Annotated in this window: 11 protein-coding genes, 1 tRNA gene and 2 pseudogenes; 9 read left to right on the top strand and 5 right to left on the bottom strand. The window is 50.6% G+C overall.

The genetic code is table 11. The annotated features are described in order from the left end of the window. The first annotated feature begins 326 nt into the window (after window positions 1-326). From DO97_RS00540 to DO97_RS00555, 4 genes and pseudogenes are all read left to right on the top strand, one after another. Window positions 327-1,895 carry an ammonium transporter gene (locus DO97_RS00540; protein ID WP_036530249.1) on the top strand — a complete coding sequence of 523 codons (1,569 nt, stop codon included), beginning with the start codon at window positions 327-329 and terminating at the stop codon, window positions 1,893-1,895. Between the two features lie 314 nt (window positions 1,896-2,209). Next, a pseudogene (locus DO97_RS30515) lies at window positions 2,210-3,558 on the top strand (ammonium transporter). 213 nt (window positions 3,559-3,771) lie between these two features. After that, window positions 3,772-5,004: a 4-hydroxy-3-methylbut-2-enyl diphosphate reductase gene (locus DO97_RS00550; RefSeq protein ID WP_036530257.1), complete on the top strand. Its 1,233-nt coding sequence runs from the start codon at window positions 3,772-3,774 to the stop codon at window positions 5,002-5,004. 304 nt (window positions 5,005-5,308) lie between these two features. Next, the gene (locus DO97_RS00555; protein WP_036530258.1) at window positions 5,309-5,593 is read left to right on the top strand and encodes an RNA recognition motif domain-containing protein; all 285 of its coding nucleotides are present in this window, start codon (window positions 5,309-5,311) and stop codon (window positions 5,591-5,593) included. Window positions 5,594-5,598: 5 nt separating this feature from the next. On the opposite strand, the gene argC is transcribed toward DO97_RS00555, so the two are convergent. Beyond that, window positions 5,599-6,657, bottom strand: a complete 1,059-nt coding sequence (gene argC / locus DO97_RS00560; RefSeq protein ID WP_036530259.1) for an N-acetyl-gamma-glutamyl-phosphate reductase — start codon at window positions 6,655-6,657, stop codon at window positions 5,599-5,601. A 309-nt stretch (window positions 6,658-6,966) separates the two neighbouring features. Here argC and ribBA point away from each other — a divergent pair, with 309 nt between their 5' ends. Continuing rightward, window positions 6,967-8,676: a bifunctional 3,4-dihydroxy-2-butanone-4-phosphate synthase/GTP cyclohydrolase II gene (ribBA, locus tag DO97_RS00565; protein WP_052128202.1), complete on the top strand. Its 1,710-nt coding sequence runs from the start codon at window positions 6,967-6,969 to the stop codon at window positions 8,674-8,676. Window positions 8,677-8,703: 27 nt separating this feature from the next. Next, entirely contained in the window at window positions 8,704-9,258 is a 555-nt protein-coding gene (locus tag DO97_RS00570) for a flavin reductase family protein (RefSeq protein ID WP_036530261.1), read from the top strand. Here DO97_RS00570 and DO97_RS00575 read toward each other — a convergent pair. After that, window positions 9,255-9,642 (bottom strand): annotated as a pseudogene (locus DO97_RS00575) (hypothetical protein). The gene DO97_RS00570 and the pseudogene DO97_RS00575 overlap by 4 nt on opposite strands. Before the next feature lie 348 nt (window positions 9,643-9,990). Here DO97_RS00575 and DO97_RS00585 point away from each other — a divergent pair. Continuing rightward, window positions 9,991-10,635: a M23 family metallopeptidase gene (locus tag DO97_RS00585; protein WP_036530266.1), complete on the top strand. Its 645-nt coding sequence runs from the start codon at window positions 9,991-9,993 to the stop codon at window positions 10,633-10,635. 501 nt (window positions 10,636-11,136) lie between these two features. On the opposite strand, the gene DO97_RS00590 is transcribed toward DO97_RS00585, so the two are convergent. Further along, the gene (locus DO97_RS00590; protein ID WP_036530269.1) at window positions 11,137-11,370 is read right to left on the bottom strand and encodes a hypothetical protein; all 234 of its coding nucleotides are present in this window, start codon (window positions 11,368-11,370) and stop codon (window positions 11,137-11,139) included. Between the two features lie 159 nt (window positions 11,371-11,529). Here DO97_RS00590 and DO97_RS00595 point away from each other — a divergent pair, with 159 nt between their 5' ends. Continuing rightward, entirely contained in the window at window positions 11,530-13,656 is a 2,127-nt protein-coding gene (locus DO97_RS00595) for an NAD(P)/FAD-dependent oxidoreductase (RefSeq protein ID WP_081980568.1), read from the top strand. A gap of 287 nt (window positions 13,657-13,943) precedes the next feature. Here DO97_RS00595 and DO97_RS00600 read toward each other — a convergent pair. Then, window positions 13,944-14,016, bottom strand: a tRNA-Lys gene (locus DO97_RS00600). A gap of 530 nt (window positions 14,017-14,546) precedes the next feature. Further along, a complete protein-coding gene (locus tag DO97_RS00610) occupies window positions 14,547-15,410 on the bottom strand; it encodes a WYL domain-containing protein (protein WP_036530272.1) in 864 nt (287 codons plus the stop codon). Between the two features lie 211 nt (window positions 15,411-15,621). Between DO97_RS00610 and DO97_RS00615 the strand changes: the two genes are divergently transcribed. Then, window positions 15,622-15,819 (top strand): hypothetical protein, encoded by a 198-nt coding sequence (locus tag DO97_RS00615; protein WP_036530372.1) that lies wholly within the window; start codon window positions 15,622-15,624, stop codon window positions 15,817-15,819. The last annotated feature ends 47 nt before the right edge of the window (window positions 15,820-15,866 follow it).

Below are 15,866 nucleotides of genomic sequence, written 5' to 3' on the forward strand. Positions count from 1 at the left end.
AGCAGGCCAGTCTGATCCAAACTTGGGGATTTCCAGCGCCAGACCTCCCTGGCAAAACAAAAAAACGTAGCTACTGATACAGAATCACAGTCTTCAGAATTGATGCAATCATTCTGAAGCGTGATTAATTTTCTCTATCTAAACAAAAAGGCTCATCAAAGTTAATCAGCCTAAACAGTTGCGACGATGACTGGCTTGCGGGTGATGAGTTGAGCTTAAAAGCCAGGGTTCTTTTTTGGACTTTGTGGCCAGACTGAGTTGAACCGGATTACTCCATCACACAGCCGTTGGATGTACTTAACTGAATCAGGGATCATTTGTTAGCGATGTTGAATCAAACACTCAGAAAAAATTCACCCAAGCGCCGAAGTCGGCAGACGTCCTTACGTTGGGATAGTCAGTGGCTGTCGCCCCGTTGGTATGCCGAGCGCTTAACTCCGAGCTGGCAAGCTTGCATTCCCCTCGGTTTACTGATCCTGTTGGGATGGGGCTATGCGGCGGTGGCTCAAGCACCGGTTGAGACTGTACAGCTAACCATTGAATCGGTGAATGAGACGGCCAACGGGCTAAAAGTGGGCCTTGACACCATGTGGGTAATGATCACTGCCATGCTGGTGTTCTTTATGAATGCTGGCTTCTGCATGTTAGAAACGGGTTTCTGTCGCCAGAAAAATGCCGTTAACGTCCTGGCCAAAAACCTGATTGTGTTCGCGCTCTCGACGATTGCCTTCTGGGTAATTGGTTGGGGACTGATGTTCGGGGATGGCACACCCTGGATTGGCACCCAGGGTTTATTCTTCCTATCAGGAGCTGACAACAGTCCTGCTACGGGGGATGCCTACCAAGGTGTCTACAGTGCCATTAGCTGGACGGGTGTGCCGCTGAATGCCAAATTCTTCTTCCAATTGGTGTTTGCTGGCACCGCTGCCACCATCGTTTCTGGAGCAGTTGCGGAACGGATTAAGTTCGTTGACTTTTTGATCTTCAGCTTGCTGTTAGTGGGTATTGCCTACCCCATCACTGGCCACTGGATTTGGGGGGGAGGTTGGCTCGCCAAGTTGGGCATGTGGGATTTTGCTGGATCGACCGTGGTTCATGCCGTTGGCGGTTGGTCTGCCTTGATGGGGGCTGCATTCCTTGGCCCCCGGATTGGCAAGTACAGCTCAAACGGCAGCCCCAATGCCATGCCCGGTCACAACATGAGCATTGCCACCCTGGGTTGCATCATTCTCTGGCTCGGCTGGTTCGGATTTAACCCCGGCTCAACGATGGGGGTTGGGGATGGTTCCTTAATTGCCCATATTGCCCTGACAACCAATACGGCGGCAGCGTTTGGTGGAGTTGCGGCAACGATTACTGCCTGGTTGGTGTTAGGAAAACCTGATCTGTCGATGATTATTAATGGGATTCTAGCCGGACTGGTGGCCATTACCGCTCCCTGTGCCTTTGTCAGTCTTGGGTCTGCCGCCGTTATTGGTGCCATTGGAGGGGTTCTGGTCGTGTTTGCAGTTGGCTTTTTTGATAGCATCAAGCTCGATGATCCAGTGGGAGCTACCTCTGTTCACTTAGTCAATGGTGTGTGGGGTACCCTTGCGGTTGGCTTGTTTGCGGTTGGCCCTGGAACCCCTCTCTATGGGGAAGGTTTAGGCCCGGCGGCGGGTCTGTTCTTTGGAGGTGGTTTCACTCAACTTTGGTATCAGTTTATTGGTTCTCTGGCAGTAGGCGGCATCACCGTACTGCTGTCCACTATTTTCTGGGTGGTGCTGAAGGCTTTCCTAGGGATTCGGGTCGAACCTCAAGAAGAGCTGGAGGGACTAGACATTGGGGAACATGGTATGGAAGCCTATAGTGGATTCCTCAAAGAGTCGGGAGTTGGACCCGCAGGTATCAGCTAGAAAGTTCTCTGATGTAGCTTTCAGGGAAGTTTGATTGGTTAATCAAGGGTTGCTTTACCCAATAGGCAACCCTATTTTGATCAACTTTCTCGGGTTGTGTCTGGTGTTGAATTTAGAAACTTCATCATCAAGACAAATATTTTTAGTGCTTTCTGATACAGAAGCCAAGTGTGAAGAATTGGTCAAATCTAATGCACAAGATATCTGTAGAACTAATTCTATAGAACTCATTGAGCACTGAAGGGCAATAAGCACGTGTTAAAAAAGTTCTAGTGATTGGGGCGATCGCACTTTGTATGTGCATCAGCTTCCCCATGGGTTTGGCACTCGCAGCCGACGCACCCGTTGATCCAGTGCAGGCCGCAGCCGATGCAGCAGCAGCAGCTCAGTCAACTGGAGACACCGCCTTCATGTTGATCTGCGCTGCATTGGTGTTAATTATGACGCCGGGTTTGGCTTTCTTCTATGGTGGATTTGTGCGATCGCGCAATGTCCTCAACACCTTGATGATGAGCTTTATCCTCATGGGAATTGTGGGGACAATTTGGATCTTGTGGGGGTACAGTCTAGCCTTTGCCCCTGGCAGCTCTTTTATTGGTGGGTTAGAGTGGCTGTTTCTCAATGGCGTGGGGTTAGAAACCACGGACTACCTCAAAGGCACGGAACCAGCGGCAGTGGTCTCCTACGCTGCCACGATTCCCCATCAGACGTTCATGATTTACCAGGCAATGTTTGCCATCATCACCCCCGCTCTGATCTCTGGGGCAATTGTCGAGCGGGTTAGCTTCAAAGCTTACTTCTGGTTCGTCCTCATTTGGTCAACCGTCATCTATAGCATCATTGCTCATATGGTATGGGCTAAGGGTGGCTTCCTAGGTTTGTACGGGGGTCATGGGTGCCCTAGATTTTGCTGGTGGTACCGTCGTCCACATTAGTTCTGGGGTGTCGGCCCTCGTGGCAGCTTGGGTGCTTGGCCCTCGCAAAACCTATCCGGGGAATACGGCTCCCCCCCGATAATGTTCCCTTTATTTTGTTGGGGGCTGGGCTCTTGTGGTTTGGCTGGTTTGGCTTTAATGCGGGCAGTGCCTTGGCCTCTGGTTCCTTGGCAACGGTCGCCTTTGTCTCGACCAATACCGCTACTGCTGCCGCTGCCCTGATGTGGATCATTCTGGAGTGGGTGCTTCGGGGTAAACCATCAGCGGTGGGCATTGCCACTGGAGCTGTTGCTGGGTTGGTGGGGGTAACTCCTGCCTGTGGTTTTGTCACCCCCATTGGTGCTCTGTTGATTGGTGCTATCACCTCCACGGCCTGCTTCTTTGCCGTGAGTTTGAAGGCAAAGCTGCAATTTGACGACTCCTTAGATACCTTCCCAGTGCATGGAGTTGGCGGTACGGTTGGGGCGATCTTGACCGGTGTGTTTGCCACCAAGGCAGTCAACGCGGCCGGCGGAGATGGGTTGCTGTCCGGCAATCCGGGTCAAGTTGTGACCCAGATTATTGCCGTCTTGATCACCTACGTCCTAGCAGGTGTGGGCACCTTTATCATTCTCAAGCTTTTAGATGTCACCATTGGTCTCCGAGTCAAACCGGAGGCGGAACAACTAGGCCTCGATTTTGCTGAGCATGGGGAAGAAGCTTATGCTCAAGACATAGACATGGCTTAACCCCTGCCCCAAGGAGTTGAATTTGTCTCCATTGAAATCCTCTGAGGCCAGTTGTCTCAGAGGATTTTTTGATCTCGGTCGCGGAACATCTATGGCAGGGATGCAAATCCCGGCAGCTCCCAAACGGGCGAGACGTTTTATGATTGAGTAGACTTAGCCCACATAACCCTGCGAAAAACGCTGGGTTGCGACCCACTCAGGAACAATCAGCGGATGGATACCAAAGCTTTTAAACGATCCCTACACCATTCTGAGAACTACCACCGCAAGGGGTTTGGGCGGGAAGCAGAGGTCACAAACCTTTTGCAGTCAGAATACCAAAGTAGTCTGATTCAACACATTCGCACCCACCACTATCGCCTGCAACGGGGAGAGGTGACCATTCGACTGGCAGAGTCCTTTGGCTTCTGTTGGGGAGTAGAACGGGCGATCGCCATGGCCTATGAAACCCGCCAGCAGTTTCCAGGACAGCGGATCTGGATTACCAACGAAATTATCCATAATCCCTCCGTGAATCAAAACTTGCGAGAGATGCAGGTGGAATTTATTCCCGTCGAGGCTGGGCATAAGGACTTCTCCGTTGTCACGGGAGGCGATGTTGTGATTTTGCCAGCCTTTGGTGCCAGTGTTCCAGAAATGCAGCTCCTCCACGAGCGTGGTTGCACCATTGTCGATACCACCTGTCCCTGGGTTTCTAAGGTTTGGAATACGGTAGAGAAGCATAAAAAAGGCACCTATACCTCCATTATTCACGGCAAGTATAATCACGAAGAAACCATCGCCACCAGTTCCTTTGCGAGCACCTATTTAGTGATCCTAAACTTGCAAGAGGCTGAATACGTCTGCAATTACATCCTGCAGCGGAGTGAAGATCCAGAAGAGCGGCTCCGCCAACGCCAGACATTTCTGGACAAATTCCAGGGCGCCTGTTCCGAGGGGTTCGATCCGGATCAGCATCTAGAGCGGATTGGCATTGCCAACCAAACTACCATGCTCAAAGGTGAAACCGAACAAATTGGTAAATTGTTTGAGCATACGCTGATGCGGAAGTATGGTCCTACCAACCTCAACCAACACTTTCTGAGTTTCAATACCATTTGTGATGCTACCCAGGAACGTCAGGATGCGATGTTAATGCTGGTGGAAGAATCCTTAGACTTAATGGTGGTGGTGGGCGGCTTTAATTCTTCCAACACCACCCACCTGCAAGAAATTGCCATTGAGCGAGGCATTCCCTCCTATCACATTGATAGTTCAGAGCGGATTGGTCCAGGGAACCAGGTTGCCCACAAGCCCCTGAATCAATCCTTAGAAGTGATGGAAAACTGGTTGCCGGGTGGGGCAATTGTGGTCGGGGTGACGTCAGGAGCCTCTACGCCCGATAAGGTTGTCGAAGAGATTGTCGAGAAAATCTTTGAGATTAAGTCCAGCCCGGTATTTGCTTGAAGATCGCCACGCTTTACCTTTACAGAAATCAATAGAAAAATCCATCGATCTCCTTGGTTTTTGTAATGGAGATGATCTTCTGCTATGAAACTCTCAGGATATGATATGACCAGACTACTCAGTTTGCTGGTTTCTGATAATTTTCAGTAAAGGTCTAAATACTGTATCTATAGTTACTGACTTTTAGTTGTGAAAATGAACTGATTGTGGCCACCAAGCAATGCTTGGACTATATCCCTTGATAGTTCTTAAAACCTTGAAGCTCACTGAGTTCTGTGCCGCTTATTCCAGACTATTGACGCTCATGACTATCTACATTGGAAATCTGTCCTATCAGGCTACGGAAGACGATCTCAAAGCCGTCTTTGCCGAGTACGGTGCCATCAAGCGAGTTGTACTGCCAATTGATCGGGAAACCGGACGAATGCGGGGTTTTGCCTTTGTCGAAATGGTGGTAGACGCTGATGAAGACAAAGCGATTTCTGAGTTAGACGGAGCCGAGTGGATGGGACGGCAGTTGCGGGTGAACAAGGCAAAGCCCCGAGAAAGTAATCCCCGAGAGCAGCGTGGTGGCATGAGAGCCCAGTGATGGGGTTAGGGATAAAAGCAGAGATTGGGTAGCCCTAATTTTTCTTCCCAATTCATCAGAATATTTAAGCACTGAATGGCTTGACTTGCCTGACCTTTCATTAAGTTGTCAATGGCAGACAGGACGATCACCCGTCCTGTACGAGGATCAACTTCAACACTGATGTAGCATAGGTTGGTGCCAGCGGCCCATTTGGTTTGAGGATAGATACCCCCTGGGAGGATCTTTACCCAACCAGCTGTCCGATAGAAAGCACTATAAATAGTAAACAGATCTTCACGGGTCAGTCCTGGATCGCGCAGCGTGGCATACACGGTTGCCAAAATGCCCCGCACCATTGGAATTAAGTGTGGTGTGAACTGTACCAACACATCATGTCCCGCAAGATCACTACAAATCTGTTCGATTTCGGGGGTATGACGATGGCGGGCAACCCCATAGGCTCCCAGAGAATTATCAGCCTCTGCCAGGAGTAGCTGAGTTTTGGCCTGACGACCACCCCCCGAAGCACCGGATTTAGCGTCAATAATAATACTTTCAGACGCAATCAAGCCCTGCTTTAGCAGGGGGGCGATCGCCAACAGACTGGCCGTGGGGTAGCAACCCGGACACCCCACGAGTTGAGTGTCGGCAATGCGCTCCCGATAGAGTTCGGGTAACCCATAGACCGCAGATTCAGCCACCGCCTGATCTGCTCGCTCTCCACCGTACCAAGCGGTATAGGTTTCCAGGCTTGAGAAGCGATAGTCAGCAGATAAATCCAAAACCTTGCAGCCCTTAGCCAGAAGTTCAGGAGCCATCCGGTGAGCCAGCCCATTGGGTAAGGAGAGAAACACCACTTGACAGCGCTGGGCAATCTGATCGAGATCAATGGACTCAATCACCAAATTGAGGCGGTGACCCAAGTGGGGATAGAGATCTGAAAAAAGCTGTCCAGCACTGCTATCGCCCCCTAAATAGACCAATTCTGCTGCCGGGTGTTCTAACAAGAGTCGCACCAACTGCACTCCGCCATATCCCGATGCACCGACAATTCCCACTGGTACCCGTGCTGACTCACCCATGCTGACCAACCTTGTTTCCCTGAATTGCTAGAAAATATGCAGGCGATTTGCCGCCCATTCCATCCGAGATAGAACCATGCCGAAGCGTTTCGCTAACAGTCAATTCTGGCATTTGCTGCATTCTAGTACTAAAGTCTGCGGGATCAAGTTCCTAGAATCTGAATCTTGCGGCTTTTTTTTCCAAGGAAGATCTGTTCGGTGTCCCAGGGTGAACCAGGTGATGCTGGGATGAGAATCCAGGCAACGGGCTAGAATCAGATCAGCAAGGCATTAAAAACGTTTATGGTGTCGGTTTGCTAACCTGTGAAATTGTCTCCCTCCTTCCCCAACTCCCTGTTTAAGTTTGATGACATTGAGGATGCCCTAACTGCCATCAAAGCCGGTCATCCCATTGTGGTCGTAGACGATGAGAACCGGGAGAATGAGGGCGACCTGATCTGTGCAGCTCAGTTTGCCACCCCCGATCTGATTAACTTCATGGCGGTTCAGGCCCGTGGGTTGATTTGTTTGGCCTTGAGGGGCGATCGTTTGGATGAACTGGATTTGCCCTTAATGGTAAGCAACAACACCGACAGTAATCAAACCGCCTTTACCGTCAGTATTGATGCTGGGCCTGAATTGGGGGTAACCACTGGGATCTCAGCAGAAGACCGGGCGAGAACCATTCAAGTGGCGCTGCATCCCCGAACCCGACCCCTGGACTTACGCCGACCAGGGCATATTTTCCCGATTCGAGCTAGGGAAGGAGGGGTGCTGAAACGGGCTGGTCATACGGAGGCAGCGGTGGATCTCGCCCAGATGGCCGGACTCTACCCGGCTGGCGTTATCTGTGAGATTCAAAATCCCGATGGCTCCATGGCTCGCCTGCCTGAGCTAGTGGAGTATGCCTGCGATCGCAACTTAAAGATCATCAGTATTGCCGACCTGATCAGCTATCGTCTTCAACATGAACGATTTGTGCAGCGGGAAACCATTGCAGACTTGCCAACCGAGTTTGGGCACTTTCAGATTTATGCCTATCGCAACCTCCTGGATGCCTCTGAGCATGTGGCGATCGTCAAGGGAGCGCCAGCTCAGTTTCACGATCAACCCGTCATGGTGCGGATGCATTCCGAATGTTTGACGGGGGATGCCCTGGGTTCCCTTCGTTGCGACTGTCGGATGCAGCTGCAAGCGGCGCTGAAAATGATTGAGAATGCGGGGTGCGGGGTGGTTGTCTACCTGCGCCAGGAAGGTCGGGGGATTGGGTTGGTCAATAAGCTCAAAGCTTACTCCTTGCAGGATATGGGGTTGGATACTGTGGAAGCCAATGAACGGCTGGGATTTCCAGCGGATTTGCGGAACTATGGGGTGGGTGCCCAGATCCTCAGTGATTTGGGTGTGAAGCAAATTCGCCTGATCACCAATAATCCCCGCAAGATTGCCGGACTGAAAGGCTATGACTTAGAGGTTGTCGATCGCGTACCCCTGTTGATTGAGGCCACCACCTATAATTCTGAATACCTGGCCACCAAGGCCCAGAAGCTGGGACATTTGCTATTACAGACCTATCTGGTGACGGTGGCAATTCAGTGGCAAAATGAACCGCAATCGGTGCAAGACCGCTACGAAGTCTTAGAGAAGTTGCGCCATCTGGCCAGTATCCATGACCTCCGCTTACAAGAGGAGGCCCGCCCCGTGGCCATTGCCTTGTTCGGTAGTGCTTCCCTGACCTTTCATCTCGGCTTTGATCAGGCCCATCTGGCTGCCCCTCACTGGTATCAGCAACCAGGACATCCCTACGTCCAGGCGATCGCCAAAATTTTGGATCACCTCGTCACCTGGCCGCAACTGCAATGCCTGGAATTTTTAATTTCCCCTGGCTCTGACCCCCTCACGGGTTTACAGGTAAAGCTAGATCGCCAGGTTTTCTCCTTGGCAACGGATCGCCCCACCGGGGTGTGTGAGCAGTTACAAACTCAAATTATCTATAGTTTCCACCGTGCCCTGATCTCCTTTGCTCCCCCGTTGGCAACCTAACCCCCTTCCTTGCACCACCATCCATGAGTGACATTATTCCCAGTTCAATTTTTTAATTTGACCGATCACGAGATCTATGTGATTACGGCTGCTCACAATGGACACATGAGTGGACAGGTCGCCACTTGGGTAATGCTAACAACCCTGGTGACCGACCAGATGCGAGTCACTGCTTCCCTATCGCCCTTGAATGCCACTTGTGAACTGATTCACCAGAGCCGCTGTTTTGTCGTCAACCTACTAGCCGAGGGGCAACATCAGTGGTTACCGCACTTTGGACTCCAGTCCAGTCGCGAGATCAACAAATTTGCTGGGATCACCCCCCAGTTAACCGATACTGGAATTCCGATTCTGCCGGGAACCTGTGGCTGGGCACTGTGTCACATTGGACATCAGGTTGATCTGGGCGATCGCATCCTCTACATTGCCGATGTCATCGCCCAGGAATTATCTCCCGACCGCACTCCCCTGCGTAAAAATGCTGCCTTTGCTGCTCTGCCTGCCGATGTCATGCAGGCTCTGGCTACCAAACGGGTGGCGGATGCCCACCGGGATCGTCAGTTGATGAAACCCCTCAGCTAATCTCTCGTCTGCCCATCCCGGCGACCCAGCTCATAGATGCCACAGCTCATGCAAGCTAACAGTCCTAAACTCACCGCCCAACTGCTGCCGAGACTGAGAGCGACCCCATAGTGACACAGACTCCCTACCAGCAAAAAACGGCACGATACTGAGCACAGAGGCAGAGAATGCATTTTGAGACTCCCGCCCCCGCCGCGTTTTCTCAAATTCCTCGGCAGAGGTATAAAGGGAGCGCTCCGCAAAATTAAACCACCGATCTAACCGTTCGGTCACCCATTGACCAATGGGTGAGAACCCCACATATAAAGCCAGCGACCAGAGACTAGCTCCCGCGATCGCGGTTGTATTGATATCCAGGCTAAACGGAAAAATTTCAATCACCATGGGGAGAACGGGGGATAACAGGTCAGCAAGCTGGGTTCATATGAGGTTTAAAGCCTCCCTGGAGGGTGGAAAGCATTGATAAAATTAACAGTATCTTAACAAAAACCGCTGGGGTAATTAGGTCGGAATTGCAGAAGTGTGCGGCAACAAACTTGACAGATACCCAGTCTGCCGTAAGATACTCGAAGAGTGGCTTTCCAGCGACCTTCGACTGGATATCTTTCATTGATGGGAAGGATGTCTTAGACGGGTCGTTCAGGAAGTGGTGCCAGCTAGAGCACCTCAGCAAAGTTGGCTGGGATTCGCGGTAAGTCTCTGGTTCATTGATTGGGTGAGGAGTGAAAACCAATGCGCAGAGAGTCAGTGTCCCCACTGGTGGGTAATCGGTTTGCCTTTTCTAAGAAAGCACTATTAGTGGTTGGGATTAGTATTTTGGGGTTAATCGCGCCGGCAGCCTTAGAGGCACAAGTCGCAGCCCGAGAAGTCAATGCCAACCTAGGCACGACCTGGCAGTATGCCTCCTTCCCCGTTGAGAATTTCCAGGCTTATACATCACCCTATGGTTATCGGGGATCGGCGACTGGCGGTAGCGGTTCTGAATTTCATCGGGGTCTGGATATGGCAGCCCCTCGGGGTAGTTATGTGCGCAACTGGTGGACGGGCAAAGTGATCGAAGTCTCCGATGACTCTAACTGCGGTACTTCAGTTGTGGTGCAGTCGGGTGAATGGACACATATTTACTGCCACATGGAAGGTCACGTTGAAACTGCTAACGGGAATCGTTACATGATTGACCGTGAGGGCGGAATTATGGTCGCAGAAGGTCAGCAGGTGCCCGCTGGTGCGCGCATTGGTCGTGTGGGGATGAGTGGCCGAACTACGGGGCCTCACCTGCACTGGGGTCTGAAGTATGCAGGGCAATGGGTTGATCCGGCATTAGTCCTGCGCGCCATGTATGCCCAGCAGCCGAGTGTTTCCATTTCCAGTCGGTAGAGACCAGAGACCCTTGCTCCCACCAAACTCCAGAGCTTGCTTTTGAGAGCACACATGTATGGTATGAAACAAAGTTGACAGTACCCCAAGCAAATAAAGGTGTCTGAGGAAAAGCCACCATAAATTTTCCTGGCAACAACTCCCCATCACTGGTTATGCTTTTAAGACCATTTAGGTGGCGAAGCGATCGTAGTTGGATTCTCTATACCCGATGCTGACGGATTTGAAGAATAGGATGTTTAAGGACAGTCCAAGGCAGTGAACGACCTGTGAATCTTCAGTCTTGAGAACGTTGACATCTAGAAAAGCGATGAATTCAGAGGCTCGATCAATCCGATAGCTCGGGTTGCAACGGTGCACCCGACAGGACGTGAAGTCCCAAGCTTTAAGGGACGAAGGCCACGGTTGCTCCACCTTTGCGGCCACTCATCAATCATGCAGGCTATCCACTCTGATGAAATCGTTGCAAAATTGATCTTACTTCAACCGCATCAGCAGCGCTCAGGGCAGGGATTCCCAGGCTTGAGTGACGACACTGCTTAACCAGCGGCGCTGGGCTGCATCCAGAAGGCTATCATCCTTCAGCACTTCTGTGGTCAAATCTTCCAGAGACTGACCTTGGGAGCGAGCAATTTGGATCACGCCGACAATGGCCGCCGCAATCAGTTCTTCATCAACGGATTTCTGCCCCAAGGTAAGGATTTCTTGAGGGCTAGCTGGAATAGGATAATGCATAGCGGACAAACATAGAGTTCAAAAAGATTGAGCTGTTGAGAATGAAAATGAGAGTGATGTAAACTTTTCTTAAATATAGCCACTTTTGTTAATGTAGCTCACTTCACACCATTTGCGCCCTGTGTTTTTAAGTATTTTGCTGGAGCAACCATCACCCCGATGAGAGAAATTTATTACGCAGAAGTCCCGACTCCAGATACCCACCGGGTAAAAGTTTGGTTACAGCAGGAATTTGATCCGGGTTGGGGGCACAAGACAGTCACGCCAACGGGAATTCGGCTAGGACTCACTGGAGAATCTACACCTTCTACAACGGACAATCCTAGAATTTCAGAAACGGCGGCTTCCTTGCCAGCGGCATTGGTGCTGTTTATCTGGTCGGTGCAGCGTACCACCTACCTCAAGGTGTTCCGCTGGACCAAGAGGCCGTTTCCGGAGGAGTCCTTAATAATAGGACGGTTAACCACCCAGATCCAGGCTCACTTCCCCCAGCAATATCCTGCACCACCGGAGGTTGATCTATCGCAACAATCGATCTTTGAGGCACTGGCTCCTCACTATCCCCAAACAGTGCGCTACTTCCAGAAAATGCCTAACGGCGAGTATGACTTGAACCGAGTCTATTGGTGGGAGCAACGCTGGCGAGAAGGGGTACGCCATCCTCAACAACCTAAGCAGGTCGTGTTTTCTGCTGGAGAGTCCACCACGAGTTTGCAGGCTCCAGATTACGACTTAATTTATATTGGTGGCGCCCTCGGGGTGCTCCATGCGGCAGTCATGGCACGTTTAGGATACCGGGTACTCTTGGTGGAACGCCTTCCCTTTGGTCGCATGAACCGGGAGTGGAATATTTCTCGCCAAGAATTTCAAAATCTGATTGATCTGGGCTTGTTGACCCCAGCAGAATTTGAGGGGGTGATTGCCCACGAGTACCTGGATGGGTTTCACAAGTTTTTTGATGCCAATAATCCACCCCAGGCGAAGGCTCCCGTCCTTCATACGCCCACGGTTTTGAACATTGCCTTAAATGCGGAAAAACTCCTGCGCCTCTGTGGTGAAAAATTACGGGAGGCGGGGGGACAAATCTGGGATCAAACCGAGTTTACCCGCGTGGAAATTGGCAGCGATCGGGCCACGGTTTTTGCCCAATTTCTTCCGAGCCAAGCACCACGACAGGCGACGGCAAGGCTTGTGGTGGATGCCATGGGAACTGCCTCGGCGATCGCCTGGCAACTGAACGGTGGTCGTACCTTCGATAGTGTTTGCCCCACCGTAGGAGCCGTGATTGCTGACGGATTTGAGCCAGGGGTCTGGGATCGACGCTACGGCGATGTTCTCAACAGCCATGGGGATATTTCCCGAGGTCGTCAGTTGATTTGGGAATTATTTCCGGGGGAAGACACTGAACTGACGATTTACCTGTTCCATTACCATCAGGTGCATCCCGAGAATCCGGGTTCCCTCCTGGAAATGTATGAGGACTTTTTCACGATTTTGCCGGAGTATCGCCGCTGCAATGCCGAAGATTTGGTCTGGAAGAAACCCACCTTTGGATACATTCCTGGACATTTCAGTCATAACAGTCGCGATCGCCAGGTTGCATTCGATCGCTTAATTGCCATTGGAGATGCGGCATCCCTCCAGTCCCCCCTCGTGTTTACTGGTTTTGGGTCATTGGTGCGAAATCTGGGGCGATTAACCCATCTCCTTGACACAGCGTTACGCCATGACTTGCTGGATAAATCTCATCTCAATCAGATACGTGCCTACCAGAGTAATGTGGCAGTCACCTGGCTGTTCTCGAAAGGCATGATGGTACCCACCGGGCAGTTTATTCCCCCCCAACGGATCAATGCCATGCTCAATACCTTTTTTGGCATTTTGGCATCGGAATCTCCAACGGTTGCTGAATCTTTTATTAAAGACCGTACTGATTGGCTGACCTTTAACCGGATGGCCTTGAAAGCTGCCTGGCACAACCCGGCTCTGCTGTGGTGGATCTGGCAATTGGCAGGGCCATCTGATCTGTGGCGATGGCTGGGAAGCTACCTGAACTTCACTCTCTTAGCGTTTCTGGGGGGGGTCTGTAGTCAGTGGCTACCTCGCTGGATAGGACAGATACAGCCTTGGGTAGAGCCGCGCTACCCAGGGCTGTGGTTTTGGCTCCTGAGTCAGAGCTATGCCCTCACTTACGGAACAGGGATTCCATGTCCCTATATGTCATCCTTGAAACCCCTACTAGAAAAGGATTCTGAGCTTCATGCAGAAAACCTGACGATCATCTGAAACCACCTCAATGCTAGGCAGTTAGCGTTCTGGCAAGGCCATCTGTTCGCCTAAAGCAGTCGCTAGAATCGTTTTAAGCAATGCATCCCTGTCGTGAACATGGCACGGTCAAGGGTAAAGCAAAGTCCCGATCACAAAACTAGGGTAGCTCTTAATGTAGAACAACTTATCCTGGGGATGGCTATACAAGGTTAAGAGTCAAAAATACAAGTTTTGGAGCTGCACAGCGACTCAGTGATCAGGGGAAGCGAATCTTGAAACCCAGAAGTGTCAAGATTTTTAGGAAATGGGCACAGTAGGACTCGAACCTACGACCGAGTGATTAAGAGTCACCTGCTCTACCAACTGAGCTATATGCCCACAAGACACAGTTTTTAATTATCGCACATTGGTTGCCTAATTTGGTTTTCACGGACAAACTTCAGCAATTCTCATTTTGAAGTTTTTGTACTACTGTCAACAGCTTGAACACAAGTTTGGCTCAAATTCTTGAATGGTAGAATTAGTGTCTCAGCGAGTTAGTTGGGACAAATGAGGACGTTTGTACTTAAAAGTTTTCCATAATGAGAATTGCTGCCGTAGTGCCTGCAAATCTCTACCACTAGCGATCGCCCTTTGATGATGTCAACCCGTAGAGTCTATAAATTGCTACCACAATCTCTAAGCACAGCCTCGTCCGTTGTCTGCAAATCGCAGGGAGCATAACGGCTCAAGTCAGCGAAGGAAGAAATGTTTCTGTCATTGGCGCAATTAGTTTGAACGGATTGCTGATGCAGTGGAGTAGCCTGGGTGCGGTCGATGGACTCACCTTTGAAGCCTTTATTGCTCAAAAGTTAGCTCCTAAACTCTGGAAGGGCGCGGTTGTGATTGTGGACAACTGCTCAATATGATTACAGCTCAGCGTTGTATCTATCGTAAAGAGCCATCACTTCCTGCTTGATTCTGTGGCGTAAGTTTTCTGGTGTCATCACTTCACAATCTTTCCCATAGCGTAAGACTTCACGGGTAAACCAGAAGGTATTTGAAACTTGTCGGACAATTCGCCGTACCTGGGGAGGATCGATTAACCATTCATTGACCTGATCCAGGGTCGATTTGCTTTGGTAAGCAAAGGCCAGCCCTCCCAACAAATGGAGTTCCACCAAAATTCTGTCTAGACCAGAACGCCACTGAGCAGAGATGGGGACAATAGCAGCATCTGAAATGCGATCGATCCGGAGACACCAGTTATGCATAAGCTCTGGTAAGTCCTGGTTGCCTATCGTTTCATCGCACCAGCAGTCAAGGTACTGTCGGTCTTCGTGAGTAACAATTTCGGCATAGCGAATGGTGAAATTCCAGATTCGCTCTGCCGCATCCTGGTAGGACAACTGAAACGGTTGCTGCCGCAGGATATATCGTTCAACCTCAACCCGCCAAGGCAAAGCAGGTCTGGCAATGAACTGTTCTAGCTCGTTGCGGAGGGGAAGGGTGAGTTCACTGCGTTCCAGCAATAGTTGAGTGATCGCTACCGCTACTTCAATTTGCCCCGCATCCACCAACGCAGTCCGGGCACGATTGAGTGCCGTAATCCGTTCCTTGCTCCAATCATGGTTGGTCGCAATTACTAACTGGCGACGAGCGATCGCCTCGATGAGTTTGGAAATATTGGGGCGATCGCCCCAGGTGAGTCCAAATTCCAGGGCGAGGGCTTCAAGATGAGCTTTGTCTTGCTCTTTAACGGAGAGGGTAATCGAAAATCCCTTGCGACTCATAAAAATATACGGACACTTTCTCTGTATTTAATCTTGTCATCTCCTATTTTCGGTGCCATCATCGACTTATGCAACTCTTTACGGACACTATTTCAAGATGTGACGAGAGGTAAAGGAATTTTTAGCCTTATCAATTCCCGTGGAGTGATAAGTATTCATTCCTAGTTTGCTAATGGTTTTGGGAACTCTTTATCAGGTATGGGTTGAAGTCATGACAACGATCGAAAAGCTGTTGCATGTCCTATCCGACGGGGGTTGGCATTCAACGGAGGAATTGGTGCAGGAAGTGGGGCATCGCTTCTCAGCAACGATCCATGTGGCAAAGCAGAGGGGCGATCGCTTCGATAAACGTCGGTTGGGTCAGCAATTTGAGTATCGGCTGCTGGTGAATGGTAATGTGCCCCGATGATTGACTAGAATGCCTTTCGGATAGTAACCGTAGTAATGAGTTAATAA

Origin of the sequence: Neosynechococcus sphagnicola sy1 (genome assembly GCF_000775285.1) — a bacterium.
Lineage (GTDB): Bacteria > Cyanobacteriota > Cyanobacteriia > Neosynechococcales > Neosynechococcaceae > Neosynechococcus > Neosynechococcus sphagnicola.

What these genes read in the sequence shown, in the direction of transcription:
- DO97_RS00540 (WP_036530249.1), top strand. Translation starts at nt 327, where the DNA reads ATGTTGAATCAAACACTCAGAAAAAATTCACCCAAGCGCCGAAGTCGG.
- DO97_RS00550 (WP_036530257.1), top strand. Translation starts at nt 3,772, where the DNA reads ATGGATACCAAAGCTTTTAAACGATCCCTACACCATTCTGAGAACTAC.
- DO97_RS00555 (WP_036530258.1), top strand. Translation starts at nt 5,309, where the DNA reads ATGACTATCTACATTGGAAATCTGTCCTATCAGGCTACGGAAGACGAT.
- argC (WP_036530259.1), bottom strand. Translation starts at nt 6,657, where the DNA reads ATGGGTGAGTCAGCACGGGTACCAGTGGGAATTGTCGGTGCATCGGGA.
- DO97_RS00585 (WP_036530266.1), top strand. Translation starts at nt 9,991, where the DNA reads ATGCGCAGAGAGTCAGTGTCCCCACTGGTGGGTAATCGGTTTGCCTTT.
- DO97_RS00590 (WP_036530269.1), bottom strand. Translation starts at nt 11,370, where the DNA reads ATGCATTATCCTATTCCAGCTAGCCCTCAAGAAATCCTTACCTTGGGG.
- DO97_RS00595 (WP_081980568.1), top strand. Translation starts at nt 11,530, where the DNA reads ATGAGAGAAATTTATTACGCAGAAGTCCCGACTCCAGATACCCACCGG.
- DO97_RS00610 (WP_036530272.1), bottom strand. Translation starts at nt 15,410, where the DNA reads ATGAGTCGCAAGGGATTTTCGATTACCCTCTCCGTTAAAGAGCAAGAC.
- DO97_RS00615 (WP_036530372.1), top strand. Translation starts at nt 15,622, where the DNA reads ATGACAACGATCGAAAAGCTGTTGCATGTCCTATCCGACGGGGGTTGG.